This window comes from Pseudomonas sp. KBS0710 (assembly GCF_005938045.2).
Classification (GTDB): domain Bacteria; phylum Pseudomonadota; class Gammaproteobacteria; order Pseudomonadales; family Pseudomonadaceae; genus Aquipseudomonas.
Genome location: NZ_VCCF02000001.1, coordinates 1746105 through 1763791, shown reverse-complemented (window position 1 = coordinate 1763791; position 17687 = coordinate 1746105). Strand labels below are relative to the sequence as shown.

15 protein-coding genes are annotated in these 17687 nt (G+C 60.5%); 11 read left to right on the top strand and 4 right to left on the bottom strand.

The genetic code is table 11. The features are described 5' to 3' along the window. Positions 1-51: 51 nt before the first annotated feature. The gene (locus FFI16_RS08275) at positions 52-702 is read right to left on the bottom strand and encodes an N-acetyltransferase (protein ID WP_138814865.1); all 651 of its coding nucleotides are present in this window, start codon (positions 700-702) and stop codon (positions 52-54) included. Positions 703-870: 168 nt separating this feature from the next. Here FFI16_RS08275 and xthA point away from each other — a divergent pair, with 168 nt between their 5' ends. Both xthA and FFI16_RS08265 read left to right on the top strand, forming a co-directional pair. Beyond that, positions 871-1683: an exodeoxyribonuclease III gene (gene xthA / locus FFI16_RS08270; RefSeq protein ID WP_017134623.1), complete on the top strand. Its 813-nt coding sequence runs from the start codon at positions 871-873 to the stop codon at positions 1681-1683. A 136-nt stretch (positions 1684-1819) separates the two neighbouring features. After that, entirely contained in the window at positions 1820-3148 is a 1329-nt protein-coding gene (locus FFI16_RS08265) for a substrate-binding domain-containing protein (protein ID WP_138814864.1), read from the top strand. A 131-nt stretch (positions 3149-3279) separates the two neighbouring features. Here FFI16_RS08265 and FFI16_RS08260 read toward each other — a convergent pair whose 3' ends face one another. Beyond that, positions 3280-4509 carry an acyl-CoA dehydrogenase gene (locus FFI16_RS08260; protein ID WP_138814863.1) on the bottom strand — a complete coding sequence of 410 codons (1230 nt, stop codon included), beginning with the start codon at positions 4507-4509 and terminating at the stop codon, positions 3280-3282. 166 nt (positions 4510-4675) lie between these two features. Here FFI16_RS08260 and FFI16_RS08255 point away from each other — a divergent pair, with 166 nt between their 5' ends. The 3 genes from FFI16_RS08255 to FFI16_RS08245 all read left to right on the top strand — a co-directional run bounded on the left by FFI16_RS08255 (position 4676) and on the right by FFI16_RS08245 (position 7021). Beyond that, positions 4676-5611, top strand: a complete 936-nt coding sequence (locus FFI16_RS08255; RefSeq protein WP_017136514.1) for a LysR family transcriptional regulator — start codon at positions 4676-4678, stop codon at positions 5609-5611. A gap of 100 nt (positions 5612-5711) precedes the next feature. After that, entirely contained in the window at positions 5712-6104 is a 393-nt protein-coding gene (locus tag FFI16_RS08250; protein WP_017136513.1) for a MerR family DNA-binding transcriptional regulator, read from the top strand. A gap of 17 nt (positions 6105-6121) precedes the next feature. Then, positions 6122-7021, top strand: a complete 900-nt coding sequence (locus tag FFI16_RS08245; RefSeq protein ID WP_138814862.1) for a hydroxymethylglutaryl-CoA lyase — start codon at positions 6122-6124, stop codon at positions 7019-7021. 615 nt (positions 7022-7636) lie between these two features. On the opposite strand, the gene FFI16_RS08240 is transcribed toward FFI16_RS08245, so the two are convergent. Further along, positions 7637-9274 (bottom strand): AMP-binding protein, encoded by a 1638-nt coding sequence (locus FFI16_RS08240; RefSeq protein ID WP_138814861.1) that lies wholly within the window; start codon positions 9272-9274, stop codon positions 7637-7639. A gap of 149 nt (positions 9275-9423) precedes the next feature. Here FFI16_RS08240 and FFI16_RS08235 point away from each other — a divergent pair, with 149 nt between their 5' ends. The 4 genes from FFI16_RS08235 to FFI16_RS08220 are packed head-to-tail and all read left to right on the top strand — an operon-like array spanning position 9424 to position 14949. After that, on the top strand, positions 9424-10587 hold the full coding sequence (locus FFI16_RS08235) for an isovaleryl-CoA dehydrogenase (RefSeq protein ID WP_138814860.1): 1164 nt from the start codon (positions 9424-9426) through the stop codon (positions 10585-10587). A gap of 11 nt (positions 10588-10598) precedes the next feature. Beyond that, a complete protein-coding gene (locus tag FFI16_RS08230; RefSeq protein ID WP_138814859.1) occupies positions 10599-12206 on the top strand; it encodes a carboxyl transferase domain-containing protein in 1608 nt (535 codons plus the stop codon). Positions 12207-12220: 14 nt separating this feature from the next. Next, entirely contained in the window at positions 12221-13027 is an 807-nt protein-coding gene (locus FFI16_RS08225) for a gamma-carboxygeranoyl-CoA hydratase (protein ID WP_138814858.1), read from the top strand. Next, complete coding sequence (locus tag FFI16_RS08220; RefSeq protein ID WP_138814857.1) at positions 13024-14949, top strand: acetyl/propionyl/methylcrotonyl-CoA carboxylase subunit alpha; 1926 nt, start codon at positions 13024-13026, stop codon at positions 14947-14949. Before FFI16_RS08225 ends, FFI16_RS08220 begins: the two co-directional genes overlap by 4 nt. Here FFI16_RS08220 and FFI16_RS08215 read toward each other — a convergent pair. Then, positions 14946-15581, bottom strand: coding sequence for a LexA family transcriptional regulator (locus tag FFI16_RS08215; RefSeq protein WP_138815390.1), 636 nt, complete (start codon positions 15579-15581; stop codon positions 14946-14948). The two genes, FFI16_RS08220 and FFI16_RS08215, sit on opposite strands and share 4 nt — an antisense overlap. Positions 15582-15710: 129 nt before the next feature. Here FFI16_RS08215 and FFI16_RS08210 point away from each other — a divergent pair, with 129 nt between their 5' ends. Both FFI16_RS08210 and FFI16_RS08205 read left to right on the top strand, forming a co-directional pair. Beyond that, positions 15711-16061 carry a DUF6124 family protein gene (locus tag FFI16_RS08210; protein WP_138814856.1) on the top strand — a complete coding sequence of 117 codons (351 nt, stop codon included), beginning with the start codon at positions 15711-15713 and terminating at the stop codon, positions 16059-16061. 466 nt (positions 16062-16527) lie between these two features. Further along, entirely contained in the window at positions 16528-17679 is a 1152-nt protein-coding gene (locus FFI16_RS08205) for a carboxypeptidase family protein (protein ID WP_138814855.1), read from the top strand. The last annotated feature ends 8 nt before the right edge of the window (positions 17680-17687 follow it).

Here is a 17687-nt window from a genome sequence, read left to right as displayed (position 1 = left end):
TACACAGCTGGGGAGACTCTTTGAACCCGGAATTGTCTGAATAATTCTGTCTTAAGCCGTTGCAGCATGTAACGCCTGGGGGTTCGGATGAAAAAACACGTGTTCCAGGACGGGTCCTACGGCGACCTCACCGATTTCCTCATAGCCCTGGCGCTTGTAGAAATCCAGATAACGCGAGTTGCCAGTATCGAGCACCACACCCGATGAATGCGGGTCTTCGGCACACCAGTTGTGCACCGCCTGCAACAGTTGTTCGCCGTAGTGCTTGCCCTGGAATTGCGGGTGAATACCCAGCAGCGGCAACACATGCACCGACTCATTCGGCAGGCACGCCAGCACTGCGTAGTGGTAATCCAGATAACGCCGAGTGCCGCGCACGCCGGTGCTCAGCCACATACGCAACTGCCAGGCCCAGCTCTCGGTAATGCCCAGGCGCCGTTGCGGTGGCGCGATCAGGGCGATACCGATCAGCCGGTCGTTGACGAACAGACCAATGGCGGGAAGCTTCTGGAAAAAATGCTGCTTGACCAGCTCACGTACGGTGGCACGCACCCGCTGTTCGTACCCCGAGCGCTCAGCTTCGAAGATGTAGGCGAAGGTCGGTTCATGCCGATAGGCCTGGTACAACAAGGAACGGGCCTCGCGGGAATAGCCGCTGTTGAGCAGGCGAATTTCGGCAATGGCAGTGGCAGTGTCCGGCATACAGTCAATCTCCCTGGGCGCCACTCAAAAGATGGCGTTCTTATGGGTACGAACCCGTGCAGCACCAGTCGTTCCCAGACATTAGCAGTGCATGCGCCCTACCGCCACGCTGGCCCCCGCCGGACTTGTCGGCTAGCATCGCCCTTTTGCCAGACTGGACTGCCGACCATGAAAATCGTCTCCTTCAATATCAACGGGCTGCGCGCCCGCCCTCATCAGCTGGCAGCGTTGATTGAAAAGCATCAGCCCGACGTGATCGGCCTGCAGGAAACCAAGGTGCACGACGACCAGTTCCCACTGGCCGAAGTGCAGGCTCTTGGCTATCACGTGTACTACCACGGGCAAAAAGGCCACTACGGCGTGGCCCTGCTGTCGCGCAAGCCGGCATTGAGCCTGCACAAAGGCTTTGCCAGCGACGAAGAAGACGCCCAACGCCGCTTTATCTGGGGCACGTTCGCCGACGAGCATGGCCAGTCGATCACCGTGATGAACGGCTACTTCCCCCAGGGCGAAAGCCGCGACCACCCGACCAAGTTCCCGGCCAAGCAACGCTTCTATGAAGATTTGCAGCAACTGCTGGAAAGCCAGTTCAGCAATGATCAGCCACTGGTGGTGATGGGTGACATCAATATTTCCCCGGAAGATATCGACATCGGCATCGGCGCCGACAATGCCAAGCGCTGGCTCAAAACCGGCAAGTGCAGCTTCCTGCCGGAAGAGCGCGAGTGGATGGCCCGCCTGAAGAACTGGGGCCTGGTCGACAGCTTCCGCCACTTGAACCCGGACGTGGCCGACCGCTTCAGCTGGTTCGATTACCGCAGCCGTGGGTTTGAAGATGAGCCAAAGCGTGGGCTGCGCATTGACGTGATCCTGGCCTCCAATGGCCTGGTATCGCGGGTCAAGGATGCGGGTGTGGATTACGACCTGCGTGGGCTGGAAAAGCCATCGGACCATGCGCCGATCTGGCTTGAATTGAGCTGATCTAAAGGTTTGTGTACTTCAATGTGAGAGCTGGCTTGCCTGCTCCCACATTGGGTTTGGCTGTGTGCCAGTCACACTATTGAAACCCAACTGACTTAATCTGGCGGCACTCCCTTTGGCTTAAGAAGGTGCCGGCATGATGCTGCGCGTTCTGTTCCTGTTGCTACTGCCGCTCCACGCTGTCGCCGCTGCCCTCCCCATTCCCGACCAAGGCCCCGCACTGCGCATCCAGGGTTCCAATACCATTGGTGCGGCGCTGGGACCTGCGCTGGTCAAGGGCATGCTTGAGCACCTAGGCTTGCAGGCGGTGCACAGCGAACCCGGCGATGGCGCCAATGAACAACGGGTGATCGCCAAGACGCGTCAGGGTAAAACCGTCATGGTCGAGGTCGCAGCCCATGGTTCCAGTACCGGGTTCAGCGCACTGAAAAAATCCAACGCGGACCTTGCGGCGGCTTCGCGCCCGATCAAGGACAGCGAGCTGGTGGACCTTGAACCCCTGGGCGACCTGAAAAGCCCGGACGCCGAACAGGTAATCGCCATCGACGGCCTGGCAATCATCCTCAACCCGCAAAATCCGCTGAATACCTTGAACACCGAACAACTGGCGCAGATTTTCAACGGTGAGGTCAGCCAATGGGAAGAGGTGGGCGGCGTCGGCGGCGCCATTCATCTGTACGCCCGGGATGATCAATCCGGCACCTATGACACCTTTAAAGAGCTGGTACTGAACCGGCGCGGTAAACCGCTGGCCGCGACTGCCAAGCGTTTCGAGTCCAGCGAGGCGTTGTCCGATGCCGTGAGCCATGACCCCCACGGCATTGGTTTTATCGGCCTGCCCTATGTGCGCCAGGCCAAGGCGCTGGCGATTGTCGACGGTGACTCACAACCGATGTTGCCGATGACCAGCCTGATCGCCACCGAGGATTACCCGCTGTCACGCCGCTTGTATTTCTACCTGCCGCCGTCGAACCGTAACCCGTGGGCCAAAGCCCTGGTGGACTTTACCCAAAGTGGCAAAGGCCAGGCGATTGTGGCCGCCAACGGTTTTATCGCCCAGCAGGTACAAGCGATTGCCGTGGAGCCACGGGCGTCGATGCCCGAGGGCTATCAAACCATCGTCCGTGACGCCCAGCGCTTGAGTATGAATTTTCGCTTCGAGGAAGGTAGCGCCAGCCTGGATAACAAAGCACGTCAGGACCTGCAGCGGGTGGTGGCGTATCTGAAAAGCCACGGCAAGCTCGACAAGCAGGTGACGCTGGTGGGGTTTGGTGATGCCAAGAATGACCCGCAGCGGGCGGCGCTGTTGTCGAAGTTGCGGGCGATGGCGGTGCGCCGGGAATTGGTCAAGAGCGGCGTGGTGCTGCGGGATATTCGCGGCTTTGGCGCGCAGATGCCGGTGGCGGCGAATACGGCGGATGAGGGGCGGATCAAGAATCGACGGGTGGAGGTTTGGGTCTACTGACCTGTGAGTGTTGCGGTGCTCAGACTGGCCTCTTCGCGAGCAAGCCCGCTCCCACATTTTGACCGTATTCCAAAGGGGAAACGCGGTCAAAATGTGGGAGCTGGCTTGCCTGCGATGCAGGCGCCTCGGTGTTACTGCCCGCCGCGCATCAGCTCTTTAGGCACATATTTGCCAATCTCAAACTTGCCAATCGCCGCACGGTGCACTTCATCCGGGCCGTCGGCCAGGCGCAGGGTGCGTTGCATGGCGTACATGTAGGCCAGCGGGAAGTCATTGGAAACCCCCGCGCCACCATGGATCTGGATCGCACGGTCGATCACCTTCAAGGCCACGTTCGGCGCCACGACCTTGATCTGTGCAATTTCGCTTTTCGCGACTTTGTTACCCACGGTGTCCATCATGTAGGCCGCTTTCAGGGTCAGCAGGCGCGCCATGTCGATTTCCATGCGTGAGTCGGCGATCTTGTCGATATTGCCGCCCAGGCGCGCCAATGGCTTGCCGAACGCGGTGCGGCTGACGGAGCGTTTGCACATCAGTTCCAGCGCACGCTCGGCCATGCCGACGGAACGCATGCAGTGGTGAATGCGGCCTGGGCCGAGGCGGCCCTGGGCAATTTCGAAACCACGGCCTTCACCCAACAGTACGTTTTCATACGGCACACGCACGTTGTCGAACAGTACTTCGGCGTGGCCGTGGGGCGCGTCGTCGTAGCCGAACACCGGCAGTGGTCGTACGATTTTTACGCCTGGGGTGTCCACCGGCACCAGGATCATCGAGTGCTGCTGGTGGCGCGGCGCGTCCGGGTTGCTCAGGCCCATGAAGATCAGGATTTTGCAGCGCGGGTCGCAGGCGCCGGAGGTCCACCATTTCTTGCCATTGATCACCCACTCATCACCTTGACGCTCGGCGCGGGCGGCCATGTTGGTGGCGTCGGATGAGGCCACGTCCGGTTCGGTCATGGCGAACGCCGAGCGAATCTCGCCACGCAGCAGCGGTTCAAGCCAGCGTTGTTTTTGTTCTTCATTGGCATAGCGCACCAGCACTTCCATGTTGCCGGTGTCGGGGGCGGAACAGTTGAACGGCTCCGGGCCCAACAGCGAGCGGCCCATGATTTCGGCCAGCGGCGCATATTCGAGGTTGGTCAGGCCGGCACCCAGCTCGGATTCGGGCAGGAACAGGTTCCACAAACCTTCGGCTTTTGCCTTGGCCTTCAACTCCTCCATGATCGCGGTGGGCTGCCAGCGGTCGCCTTCGCTGACCTGGCGTTCGAACACTGGCTCGGCCGGGTAAACGTAAGCGTCCATGAACGCGGTGACGCGTTCACGCAGTTCCTGAACCTTGGGCGAATAAGCGAAATCCATGAGCAGCTCCCTTCTCTGAGAGGTTGTTTAGGTCATGCAATCGATGCTAGAACAGCGTTGATAATTTACCTAGCCTATTCTCGGCGTGTATTAACATTCATCACCGATATATGATCGGCGCATGAGCACCTGATAAATCGCCACCTGAAAATAAGAGCGCAACGACATGAATCTGAGCAAGGTCGACCTCAACCTGTTTATCGTCTTCGACGCGATCTACACCGAAGCCAACCTGACCCGCGCCGGGCAGATCGTCGGTATCACCCAGCCGGCGGTGTCCAACGCCTTGGCCCGTCTGCGCGAGACCTTCAACGACCCGCTGTTCGTGCGCACCGCCCAAGGCATGGTGCCCACGCCCATGGCGCAGAACATCATCGGCCCGGTGCGCAACGCGTTGTCGTTACTGCGGGTGTCGGTGCAGGAAAGCCGGATTTTCAACCCGCAACAGGCGGCCAAGACCTATCGCATCAGCATGACCGACCTCACCGAGGCGGTGATTCTGCCGCTGCTGTTCCAGCGCCTGCGCCGGCTGGCGCCGACCGTGGTGATCGAGAGCTTCTTGTCCAAGCGCCGTGAAACCACCAAGGAACTGGCCGCCGGGCGCCTGGACTTTGCCGTGGACGCACCGCTCAACACCGACCCGCAAGTGCGCCACGTCAAGCTGATGGAAGACCGCTACGTGTGCGCCATGCGCAAGGGCCACCCGATGGCGGGCAAGGACAAGTTCACGCTGGATGACTACCTGTCGCTGACCCATATCCATATCTCCAGCCGTCGCAACGGCCTGGGCCACGTCGACCTGGCGCTGGGCAAGATGGGCATCCAGCGCAAGATCGCCCTGCGTTCCCAGCATTACCTGATGGCTTCGCAAGTGTTGCAGCAGACCGACATGGTGATGACCGTGCCCGAGCGCTTTGCCCGCCGCCATGAGCTGCATTGGTTCAACCTGCCGGTCAACGACGTGCCGCCGGTAGAAACCCACCTGTACTGGCACGAAAGCACCGACCAGGACCCGGCCAACCGCTGGATGCGCGAGCAGATGATCGAGCTGTGCCAGCAAGTCACCGCGCATGAAAAGAAGCTGGATGGTAAGCAAGCCTGACCGCTCCCTCGCCACAGGATAAGTGTCCATGCAGGCTATTTGCTTGACGTAAACGTCAACCTGCCTTTAGCTTAGCGCCAAGACCTTCTTGAGCGCCCCCATGAGCACGACCTACAGCATCTCCGACCTCGCGCGCGAGCTCGACATCACCACCCGCGCCATTCGCTTTTACGAAGAACAAGGCCTGCTGGCCCCGGAGCGCCGGGGCCAGGAGCGCATTTACTCGGCGCGCGACAAGGTCAGCCTCAAGTTGATCCTGCGCGGCAAGCGCATCGGCTTCTCCCTGGCCGAATGCCGTGAGCTGATCGAACTCTACGACCCTACCAGTGGCAACCATATCCAGCTCAACAGCATGCTGGCCAAAATCGCCGAGCGCCGTGAGCAACTCGAGCAACAGATGCTCGATATCGAACAGATGAAGCTGGAACTGGACACCGCCGAAGAGCGCTGCACCCAGGCGCTGGCGCAAACCATGAACCCGGTGGGTCCATAAACACAAGGTAGCTGCCCATGTCTCTCCCCTCTTTTGTGCGCCTGGTGGAAGTCGGCCCGCGCGACGGTTTGCAGAACGAAGCCCAACCGATCAGCGTGGCCGACAAGGTTCAACTGGTGGACGCACTCAGCGCAGCCGGCTTGAGTTACATCGAAGTCGGCAGTTTTGTCTCGCCCAAATGGGTGCCGCAGATGGCTGGCTCCGCCGAGGTGTTTGCGCAGATCCAGCGCAAGCCCGGCGTGACCTACGGCGCACTGGCGCCCAACCTGCGTGGCTTTGAGGATGCGCTGGCGGCGGGCGTGAAGGAAGTCGCAGTGTTTGCGGCGGCGTCCGAGGCGTTTTCCCAGCGCAATATCAACTGCTCCATCAGCGAAAGCCTGGAGCGCTTTGCGCCGATCATGGCGGCCGCCAAGCAACAGGGCATCAGCGTGCGCGGCTATGTGTCGTGTGTGTTGGGTTGCCCTTACGAAGGCCAGATTGCGCCGCAACAAGTGGCGGCAGTCGCCCGCGAACTGTATGCCATGGGCTGTTATGAAGTGTCGCTGGGCGACACCATCGGCACCGGTACGGCAGGCGCCACGCGGCGGTTGTTCGACGTGGTTGGAGCGCAGGTGCCACGGGACAAACTGGCCGGGCATTTCCATGACACCTATGGCCAGGCAATCGCAAATATCTACGCCAGCCTGCTTGAGGGCATCACGGTGTTCGACAGCTCTATTGCGGGCCTGGGCGGTTGCCCTTACGCCAAGGGCGCCAGCGGTAACGTCGCCACCGAAGATGTGGTGTACCTGCTCGACGGCCTGGGTATCAACACCGGTATCGATCTTGCGGCATTGATGCGTGCGGGTTTGCAGATCAGTAACGTGCTGGGTCGAGCGACAGGATCACGAGTTGCCAAGGCACGTAACGCCGGTTGAGTAGCTTAGCCGTGACAATGTGTTACCGCACGGCTACACATCGAGTAACACGGGAACATATTTTGTCGTATTCGCCGTAGGTAAAATCCCACATAAAAATCAAACCATTGATTTTAAAGGGTTTTAAAAAGTTGGCACGGCTCCTGCTATCTCTATGGCATAACAAGAATAAAAAGCGCCAAACCTAATAAAAATAAGACGAAACGACTCTGACATAACAAAAACAACACGGCAGAGACGCAGCTAACAGATTTTTTTGAAGAAGATGTGCTTCGCAGGGTACGGCGTGCCGACACCCGCAACCGGTTAGAGAAAAATAAAACTACCTCAGGTAGCTACCACTGGTTGGATCGTTAACGAAGAAGCAGATCAGCGTTCAAAAAAATACGTTTGCTCTTGACCCCGGATGGGGGTCGCAAAAAAACAGCGGTAAAGGGTAACGGTTGCCAAAAACAACAATAGACCGCCCCTCAATAATAAAAAAAGAGCACGCAACGACAAATTAAAGGGGACCTTCGGGTCCCCTTTGTGCTTTCTGCGTTTCAACAATTCGTTCATCCACCTCGGTCAACCTGTGGGAGCGGGCTTGCCCGCTCCCACACTGGTTCTGTGTCGTCAGGTAGAACGTGTTCGCAGCTCCTCGATCGAAATTTCGCGCATGCGAAACTTCTGGATCTTGCCCGTCACCGTCATCGGAAACTCATCCACAAACTTGAAGTGCTTGGGCGTCTTGAAGTGCGCAATGCGGCCCTTGCACCAGGTTTGCAGCTCCAGCTCGTTGGCCACATGGCCTGGGTGGAATTTGACCCAGGCGACGATCTCTTCGCCGTAACGCGCATCCGGAATGCCGATGATCTGCACATCGGCCACCGCCGGGTGGGTGAAGAAAAACTCCTCCAGTTCACGCGGGTACACGTTCTCACCGCCGCGAATGATCATGTCCTTGTTGCGCCCGGCGATGCACACGTAGCCGTGATCATCCATGCTCGCCAGGTCGCCGGTGTGCATCCAGCCGGCGTCATCAATCGCGTCGCGGGTGCCTTCGGGGTTGTTCCAATAGCCGAGCATCACGCTGTAACCACGGGTGCAGAGTTCACCGATGTGGCCACGGGGCACGGTGTTACCGGCCTCGTCGATGATTTTGTTTTCGAGCTGCGGCTGGGTGCGGCCAACGGTGGTCACGCGCCGCTCCAGGTCGTCATCGGCGCCGGTCTGTAACGACACCGGGCTGGTTTCGGTCATGCCATAGGCGATCTGCACTTCACCCATGTGCAACTCGTTGATGACCCGGCGCATCACTTCGATGGGGCACGTGGCGCCGGCCATGATGCCGGTGCGCAAGGTGGCCAGGTCGAATTCGCTGCGACGCGGGTGATCCAGCAGCGCAATAAACATGGTCGGCACGCCGTACAGGCCGGTGGCGCGTTCCTCGGAGACGGCAGTGAGCGTCAGCAGCGGGTCGAAACCGTCATTGGGGTAAATCATGGTAGTGCCGTGGGTGATGCAGCCGAGGTTGCCCATGACCATGCCAAAGCAGTGGTACAGCGGCACCGGGATCACCAGGCGGTCCTGCGCGGTGAGGCCCAGGCTTTCGCCGACCATGTAACCGTTATTAAGGATGTTGTGGTGACTGAGGGTGGCGCCCTTGGGGAAGCCGGTGGTGCCGGAGGTGTACTGGATATTGACGGCTTGATCGAAGTGCAGGCCGGCTTGGCGACTATCAAGCTGCTCGGGCGGGATGCTGGCGCCGAGGGCCGCCAACTGCGACCAGGGCATAAATCCCGTTGGCGGGCTGAGGTCCAGGCTGATGAGGCCGCGCACGTCGGGCTTAAGCTCCTGCAACATGGCGTGGTAATCGGAGCCCTTGAACGAGCCGGCGCACACCAGCCAATCGCAGCCGGACTGTTTGAGTACGTAGTCCAGCTCACTGCTGCGGTAGGCCGGGTTGATATTGACCAGGATCACCCCGAGCTTGGCGCTGGCGATTTGGGTGATGCACCACTCGGCGCAATTGGGTGCCCAGATGCCCAGGCGGTCACCAGTTTGCATGCCCAGAGCGAGGAACGCACGGGCGTGCAAATCCACGGTCTCGGCCAACTCCCGCCAGGTGTAGCGGCGTTGCTGATGGCGCACCACCAAGGCTTCGCCATCGGGGTAGTGCGCCACGGTGTGGTCGAAAGCCTGACCGATGGTCATGGCCAGCAAGGTCTTGTCCTGAGAGCCACGGCTGTAGCTCGGGTGCGGTTGATCCATAACGACCCCTGTTGTCTTTTTTGTAGGTTGACGTAAACGTAAACTACGATTGACAGCGCCGTAACGCAAGCTTACGTTAACGTAAAGGTGAGCGCCCTCCCCCGCGCCCCACCCACACAACAACAAAGCTCACATTAAGGTGCCTGTCCATGAGTTACCCGTCCCTGAACTTCGCCCTCGGTGAAACCATCGACATGCTGCGCGACCAGGTGCAGTCGTTCGTGGCGAAGGAGATCGCGCCCCGCGCGGCGCAGATCGACATCGACAACCTGTTCCCCGCCGACCTGTGGCGCAAGTTCGGGGACATGGGCCTTTTGGGCATCACCGTGCCGGAAGAATACGGCGGTGCCGGCCTGGGTTACCTGGCGCATGTAGTGAGCATGGAAGAAATCAGCCGTGGTTCGGCGTCGGTGGCGCTGTCCTACGGCGCGCACTCCAACCTGTGCGTCAACCAGATCAACCGCAACGGCAATCACGAGCAAAAGCTAAAATACCTGCCGAAACTGATCAGCGGCGAGCACGTCGGTGCCCTGGCCATGAGCGAGCCGAATGCCGGCTCCGACGTGGTCTCGATGAAGCTGCGCGCCGACAAGCGCGGCGACCACTACGTGCTCAACGGCAGCAAGACCTGGATCACCAACGGCCCCGACGCCAACACCTACGTGATCTACGCCAAGACCGACCTGGAAAAAGGTCCCCACGGTATTACCGCGTTTATCGTCGAACGCGACTCGAAAGGCTTCAGCCGCAGCAACAAGTTCGACAAGCTGGGCATGCGCGGCTCCAACACCTGCGAACTGTTTTTCGATGACGTCGAGGTGCCCGAAGAAAACATCCTCGGCGTACTCAATGGCGGCGTCAAAGTGCTGATGAGCGGCCTGGACTACGAGCGTGTGGTGCTCTCGGGCGGCCCTACCGGGATCATGCAAGCGTGCATGGACCTGATCGTGCCCTACATCCACGACCGCAAGCAGTTCGGCCAGAGCATCGGCGAATTCCAGCTGATCCAGGGCAAAGTCGCCGACATGTACACCCAACTCAACGCCAGCCGCGCCTACCTCTATGCGGTGGCCCAGGCCTGCGAACGTGGCGAAACCACGCGCAAGGACGCCGCCGGGGTGATCCTCTACAGTGCCGAGCGCGCCACGCAAATGGCCCTGGACGCGATCCAGATTCTCGGCGGCAATGGCTACATCAATGAATTCCCTGCCGGGCGCCTGCTGCGTGACGCCAAGCTGTACGAAATCGGCGCCGGCACCAGTGAGATTCGCCGGATGCTGATCGGTCGCGAACTCTTCAACGAAACCCGCTGAAGGAGCGCCCCATGGCCATCTTGCACACCCAGCTAAACCCCCGTTCAGCGGAGTTCGCCAACAACAGCGCGGCGATGCTTCAACAGGTCGACGCCCTGCACACCTTGCTTGCCCATGTGCAACAAGGCGGCGGCGCCAAGGCCCAGGAACGGCATACCTCGCGCGGCAAACTGCTGCCCCGTGAGCGTATCAACCGCTTGCTCGACCCTGGCTCACCGTTCCTGGAACTCAGCCAACTGGCGGCGCATCAGGTGTACGGCGAAGACGTGCCGGCGGCCGGCGTGATCGCCGGGATCGGCCGTGTGGAGGGCGTGGAATGCATGATCGTCGCCAACGACGCCACGGTCAAAGGCGGCTCGTACTACCCGCTCACGGTAAAAAAACATCTGCGCGCGCAAACCATCGCCGAGCAAAACCGCCTGCCGTGCATTTACCTGGTGGACTCCGGTGGCGCCAACCTGCCGCGTCAGGACGAGGTATTCCCTGACCGCGAGCACTTTGGGCGGATCTTCTTCAACCAGGCCAACATGAGCGCCCAGGGCATCCCGCAAATCGCCGTGGTGATGGGCTCGTGCACCGCCGGCGGGGCTTATGTGCCGGCCATGGCCGACGAAGCGATCATGGTGCGCCAGCAAGCCACGATCTTCCTCGCCGGGCCGCCGTTGGTAAAAGCCGCGACCGGCGAAGTGGTCAGCGCCGAAGACCTGGGCGGTGCCGATGTGCACTGCAAGATCTCCGGCGTGGCCGACCACTATGCCGACAGCGACGAACATGCGCTGGCCCTGGCCCGACGCAGCGTGGCCAACCTCAACTGGCGCAAGCAGGGTCAGTTAGTGCAACGCCCGCCCGTGACGCCGTTGTACAGCAGCGAAGAGTTGTACGGCGTGATTCCGGCCGATGCCAAGCAGCCGTTCGACGTGCGCGAAGTGATCGCGCGGCTGGTAGATGGCTCAGTATTCGATGAGTTCAAGGCGCTGTTCGGCACCACGCTGGTGTGTGGTTTTGCGCACCTGCACGGCTACCCGATTGCGATTCTGGCCAACAACGGAATTCTGTTCGCCGAAGCCGCGCAAAAAGGCGCGCACTTTATCGAGCTGGCCTGCCAGCGCGGGATTCCGTTGCTGTTTTTGCAGAACATCACCGGGTTTATGGTTGGCCAGAAGTACGAAGCCGGTGGCATCGCCAAGCACGGCGCCAAGCTGGTCACGGCGGTGGCTTGCGCCAAGGTGCCCAAGTTCACGGTGATCATCGGTGGCAGTTTTGGCGCCGGCAATTACGGCATGTGTGGCCGCGCCTATGACCCGCGCTTTTTATGGATGTGGCCGAATGCGCGCATCGGCGTGATGGGTGCCGAACAGGCCGCCGGTGTGCTGGTGCAAGTCAAGCGCGAACAGGCCGAGCGCGCGGGCAATGCGTTCAGCGCCGAAGAAGAAGCCGCGATCAAGCAGCCGATTCTCGACCAGTACGAAACCCAGGGCCACCCCTACTACTCCAGCGCACGTTTGTGGGATGACGGTGTAATCGACCCGCAGCAGACCCGTGACGTGCTGGCGCTGGCGTTGTCCGCCGCGCTGAATGCCCCCATCGAGCCGAGCCGCTTCGGCGTGTTCCGCATGTAAATGGAGCTGTACCCATGAGCGATTTCAACACCCTCGAACTGGTCACCGACAGCCGTGGTTTCGCCACGCTGTGGCTCAGTCGTGAAGCCAAGAACAACGCGTTCAATGCGCAGATGATCCGCGAGCTGATCATCGCCCTCGACCAGGTGCAGGCCGATGCGTCCCTGCGGTTTCTGCTGCTGCGCGCACGCGGCAAGCACTTCAGCGCCGGCGCAGACCTGGCCTGGATGCAACAGTCGGCTGAGCTGGATTACCACACCAACCTGGACGACGCCCGCGAACTGGCCGAGTTGATGTACAACCTGGCCAAGTTGAAAATCCCGACCCTGGCGGTGGTGCAAGGCGCAGCTTACGGCGGCGCGCTCGGCTTGATCAGTTGCTGCGACATGGCGATTGGCGCGGATGACGCGCAGTTCTGCCTGTCGGAAGTGCGCATCGGCCTGGCACCGGCGGTGATCAGCCCATTCGTGGTGCAGGCCATCGGCGAACGGGCGGCGCGGCGCTATGCGCTGACGGCCGAGCGTTTTGGCGGCCAGCGTGCGCGCGACATCGGCCTGCTGGCAGAGAGTTACCCGGCCGTCGAGCTGGACGAGCAAGTCGAACAGTGGATCGCCAACCTGTTGCAAAACAGCCCGGCGGCCATGCGTGCCAGCAAGGATTTGCTGCGTGAAGTCGGCAACGGCGCCCTCACCCCGGCGCTGCGTCGGTATTGCGAAAATGCCATCGCGCGAATTCGCGTGAGCGCCGAGGGCCAGGAAGGCTTGCGCGCGTTCCTGCAAAAACGCCCGCCCAGCTGGCAAGCGCAGGAGCCACGTTCATGAGCACACTGACCACTGTGCTGGTGGCTAACCGCGGCGAAATCGCTTGCCGAGTGATGCGCACCGCCAAAGCGATGGGCCTGACCACCGTGGCGGTCCACAGCGCCACCGACCGCGATGCGCGCCATAGCCGTGAGGCCGATATTCGGGTCGACCTGGGTGGCAGCAAGGCCACTGACAGTTACCTGCAAATCGACAAACTGATCGCCGCCGCCCAAGCCAGTGGCGCGCAGGCGATCCATCCGGGTTACGGCTTTCTGTCGGAGAACGCCGGCTTTGCCCGTGCGATTGAAGCCGCTGGCCTTGTTTTCCTCGGCCCGCCCGCCTCGGCCATCGATGCCATGGGCAGCAAATCAGCGGCCAAGGCGTTGATGGAAACCGCCGGGGTGCCGCTGGTGCCGGGCTATCACGGTGAAGCCCAAGACCTGGAAACCTTCCGCGACGCCTGCGAACGCATCGGCTACCCGGTGCTGCTCAAGGCCACGGCCGGCGGCGGCGGCAAGGGTATGAAGGTGGTCGAGGAGGTTAGCCAGTTGGCCGAAGCCTTGGCTTCGGCCCAGCGTGAAGCACTGTCGTCCTTCGGCAATGGGCAGATGCTGGTGGAGAAATACCTGCTCAAACCACGCCACGTGGAGATTCAGGTGTTTGCCGACCAGCACGGCCATTGCCTGTACCTCAATGAGCGCGACTGCTCCATTCAACGTCGCCATCAAAAGGTGGTGGAAGAAGCCCCCGCACCGGGCTTGAGTGCCGAGCAGCGTAAGGCCATGGGTGAGGCGGCCGTGCGTGCGGCCCAGGCGATTGGCTATGTGGGCGCTGGCACCGTGGAGTTCCTGCTGGACGCGCGTGGCGAGTTCTTCTTCATGGAGATGAACACGCGGCTGCAGGTGGAGCATCCGGTGACCGAGGCGATTACCGGCCTTGATCTGGTCGCGTGGCAGATTCGTGTGGCTCAGGGCGAGCCGCTGCCGATCACCCAGGATCAGGTGCCGTTGATCGGCCATGCGATTGAAGTGCGCTTGTACGCCGAAGACCCGGCCAATGATTTCCTGCCGGCCACCGGCCACCTGGCGCTGTACCGAGAATCTGCGCCGGGTCCGGGCCGTCGCGTCGACAGCGGTGTAGAGCAAGGCGACAACATTTCGCCCTTCTATGACCCGATGCTCGGCAAGCTGATCGCCTGGGGCGAAGACCGCGAACAGGCACGCCTGCGCCTATTAAGCATGCTCGACGAGTTTGCGGTAGGCGGGCTCAAGACCAACCTCGGCTTTTTGCGGCGCATCATCGGCCATCCGGCGTTTGCAGCGGCTGAACTCGATACCGGGTTTATTCCGCGCTATCAGGATGAGCTGCTGCCAGCGCCCGGTGCTTTGAGCGATGAGTTCTGGCAGGCGGCGGGTGCGGCGTTTATACAGAGCCAAACCGCCGGTGATGGCCCGTGGGCGGATACCCGCGGTTTTCGTGCCGGGTTGCCTGCGCAAGTATCGTTGCATTTGAGCTGCACCGGGCAGGACCGGCTGGTGACGTTGCAGGGCGGCGTCGCGCAGTTGCGTGGCGATCAATTGCTGATCGAACACCAGGGCGTACGCCGCACGCATCTGGCGGTGCGCAGCGAAGGCATTCTGTACCTGCGCTGGGACGGCCAGATGCAGGCCGTCAGCCTGTTTGACCCGATTGCTGCGGTCGAGGCCAACCAGACTACTCAAGGCGGCCTCACGGCGCCGATGAACGGCAGCATCGTGCGGGTGCTGGTGGACGTGGGCCAGAGCGTCGAGGCCGGCACTCAACTGGTGGTGCTGGAGGCCATGAAGATGGAGCACAGTATCCGCGCGCCCCTGGCCGGGGTGGTCAAGGCGCTGTTTTGCCAGGAAGGCGAAATGGTCGCCGAAGGCAGCGCCCTGGTAGAGCTGGAAGCCGCGGGCTAGAACTTCGCCGTGGCTTGCACCACCACTCCGAGGATTCGGCACGCATCGGTAAACCGCTGCTTGGGGTATGTCGGGTTGAGTGGCACCAGGTAAAGCTGGCCGCTCTCTTCCATCAATTGGCGAAAGGTCGCCTGGGTGCTGTCGGCCCACTGGGCGACCACCAGCTTGCCGGGCTCGGGTTCGATGGCCGGGTCCACCAGGATCATCATGCCCGCACCAATGCTCAGGCCGCTGGGCGCGGTCATGGCATCGCCCGTTACGGGCAGCCAGAAGGCGTCACCCTGGGCGTGGTAATCGGTCAGCTCGAAACGCGCCGCGCCGTAAGCGGGGCGCGCTTCGCGGATTTCGCAGACGCCCTTCCAGTCGCTGACCGGGTAGCGGAAATACGGGTTGTAGTGTTTTTCCAGCACTGGCGTTTCGTCGGCCTTTTCGCGAATCTCCAGCGCGACTTCCAAGTAGCCCAGCCCCAGCTCGGCCAGCACCCGGTTCATGTCCGCCAGGCTTGGCACACGACGCTTATTGAGCCAATGGCCAACGCCGCCCTGGGACATGCCCAAGCGTTCGGCCAGTTCATCCTGCGTGACCTTGCGGTCTTTCATGTTGGCTTTGACCAACGCTATCCAGTTATCCATGGGCGTGACGATACGTTGCGCAGTGGCCACGACAATAAACAGTTTGTAGTAATCCATCAAATGACATAAATACGATTCGTATTACTATCAGGTGCAGGTTTTCAACGTCCAGCCAGAGTAATCGCCCTCATGATGACCCTCCCGAATCACCTGCCCAGCACGCCCGAAACCGACGATCTGTTGACACTGCGCAGCAGTGGCGCCGCACAACGGGCAATCGATTATTACTTGAAAGAAGATGTATCGGCGCCCACGCCAGACCCGGCTTTTTTCGACATCCGGCCCGGCATCAGCCAGGAGGACGCCCTGGTGCACGCATCGGACCTGCTACGCAGTGCGGCGGCTGCCGCTTATGAATCAGCAAGTAGCCGGCAAGGCAACCAGCGCGACCTGGCCTTTTCGGTGGTGTATTTGATTGATATGGCCAAAGCGATGGTGGAGCAGGCATTGCACGTGCCCGCTGCCCAGGCGAACGCCTGACAGGCACGAAAGAAAAATATTTCTATCCCAGGGATAAAAACATTTGACTTGCAAATGATAATGATTATTATTGGACCCAGCTGATCGCGAGATCAGTCGATAGACCAAGGGACCTTAGGTCGGACTCTTGGAATATCTCCTCATCAGGCTAATCACGGTTTTTGACCCGGCTCTTTGGCCGGGTCTTTTTTTTGCCAGTTTTTCTGGCGTGGCTTCAGGCTAATGAAGACTGTGTGTTGCTTGATGGCGCGCATGGTAGCAAAAGAGCATCGCCAAAAGAAAGCCGATCGAACGCTCTAGCCCGGATCTTTGCGAAATAGCGCTTGAGAATCAATCTCATAGATTCTAAGCTGCTGCGGCGTCAAGGACGACGCCCCCTTCCCCCGTGCAACAATTTTGCACCAAGATTTTGCCTCACTCCTGTGTAAGATATCCGCCACAACAATCATACGCAGGCAGCCAGACCATGACAGTGGCCTTGACCTCTATCAAGATCAGCACCGACTTCGACAGCGGCAATATCCAGGTCCTGGATGCCAGCGACGCTTACCAGTTGTTGCTGGCGATCAAACCCGATACCCGCAGCGCACATTTTCAATGGTTTCACTTCAAGGCCGAAGGCATGCATGTGGGCCATACCCACACCTTCCGCCTGAGCAACGCCAGCCATTCGTCGTATAAAAACGCCTGGAGCGGCTACAACGCCGTGGCGTCCTACGACCACGTCAACTGGTTCCGTGTGCCCACGCGCTTTGATGGCGATACATTGCATATCAGCCTGGAGACCCGCGAGAAGCAAGCCTGGTTCGCCTACTTCGAACCTTACAGCCGTGAGCGTCACGACTGGCTGATCGAACAGGCGTTGAGCCGCGCCGGTACCCAATTGCTCGCCACCGGCAAAAGCGCCGAGGGCCGTGATATCCAATTGCTACGCCGCGGCAAAGGTGGCGAAGGCCAGCGCAAGGTGTGGATCATCGCCCAGCAGCATCCCGGCGAACACATGGCTGAATGGTTTATGGAAGGCGTCATCGAGCGCCTGCAACAGGACGGTGATGCTGAGCTGAAAAAACTCCTGGCCGCCGCCGACCTGTACCTGATTCCCAACATGAACCCCGATGGCGCCTTCCACGGGCACTTGCGCACCAATGCCATGGGCCAGGACCTCAACCGCGCCTGGCAGAACGCCAGCGAGGCACTCAGCCCGGAAGTGCTGTTCGCCCAGCAGCAGATGGAGAAATACGGCGTCGACCTGTTTCTCGATATCCATGGCGATGAAGAAATCCCCTACGTATTCACCGCTGGCTGCGAAGGCAACCCCGGCTACACGCCGCGTATCGAAGCGCTGGAAAAAACCTTCCGCAGCCATTTGAGCGGCCTGACGCGCGACTTCCAGACCACCCACGGCTACACCCGCGACCTGCCGGGCGAAGCCAACATGACCCTGGCCTGTAATGCTGTTGGCCAGCAGTACGACTGCCTGTCGCTGACCCTGGAGATGCCTTTCAAGGACAACGACGACGCACCCAACCTGAAAACCGGTTGGTCCGGTGAGCGCTCCAAACAACTGGGCAAGGACGTGTTAAGCAGCGTGGCACATATCGTCAACACCCTGCGCTGACCCGCCCT

Excerpts from the sequence above, each read along its gene's own strand:
- FFI16_RS08235 (WP_138814860.1), top strand. The coding sequence starts at position 9,424 with ATGAGTTACCCGTCCCTGAACTTCGCCCTCGGTGAAACCATCGACATG.
- FFI16_RS08260 (WP_138814863.1), bottom strand. The coding sequence starts at position 4,509 with ATGGATTTCGCTTATTCGCCCAAGGTTCAGGAACTGCGTGAACGCGTC.
- FFI16_RS08230 (WP_138814859.1), top strand. The coding sequence starts at position 10,599 with ATGGCCATCTTGCACACCCAGCTAAACCCCCGTTCAGCGGAGTTCGCC.
- FFI16_RS08240 (WP_138814861.1), bottom strand. The coding sequence starts at position 9,274 with ATGGATCAACCGCACCCGAGCTACAGCCGTGGCTCTCAGGACAAGACC.
- FFI16_RS08255 (WP_017136514.1), top strand. The coding sequence starts at position 4,676 with ATGAATCTGAGCAAGGTCGACCTCAACCTGTTTATCGTCTTCGACGCG.
- FFI16_RS08205 (WP_138814855.1), top strand. The coding sequence starts at position 16,528 with ATGACAGTGGCCTTGACCTCTATCAAGATCAGCACCGACTTCGACAGC.
- FFI16_RS08220 (WP_138814857.1), top strand. The coding sequence starts at position 13,024 with ATGAGCACACTGACCACTGTGCTGGTGGCTAACCGCGGCGAAATCGCT.
- FFI16_RS08215 (WP_138815390.1), bottom strand. The coding sequence starts at position 15,581 with ATGGATAACTGGATAGCGTTGGTCAAAGCCAACATGAAAGACCGCAAG.
- FFI16_RS08265 (WP_138814864.1), top strand. The coding sequence starts at position 1,820 with ATGATGCTGCGCGTTCTGTTCCTGTTGCTACTGCCGCTCCACGCTGTC.
- FFI16_RS08210 (WP_138814856.1), top strand. The coding sequence starts at position 15,711 with ATGATGACCCTCCCGAATCACCTGCCCAGCACGCCCGAAACCGACGAT.
- FFI16_RS08245 (WP_138814862.1), top strand. The coding sequence starts at position 6,122 with ATGTCTCTCCCCTCTTTTGTGCGCCTGGTGGAAGTCGGCCCGCGCGAC.
- FFI16_RS08250 (WP_017136513.1), top strand. The coding sequence starts at position 5,712 with ATGAGCACGACCTACAGCATCTCCGACCTCGCGCGCGAGCTCGACATC.
- FFI16_RS08225 (WP_138814858.1), top strand. The coding sequence starts at position 12,221 with ATGAGCGATTTCAACACCCTCGAACTGGTCACCGACAGCCGTGGTTTC.
- FFI16_RS08275 (WP_138814865.1), bottom strand. The coding sequence starts at position 702 with ATGCCGGACACTGCCACTGCCATTGCCGAAATTCGCCTGCTCAACAGC.
- xthA (WP_017134623.1), top strand. The coding sequence starts at position 871 with ATGAAAATCGTCTCCTTCAATATCAACGGGCTGCGCGCCCGCCCTCAT.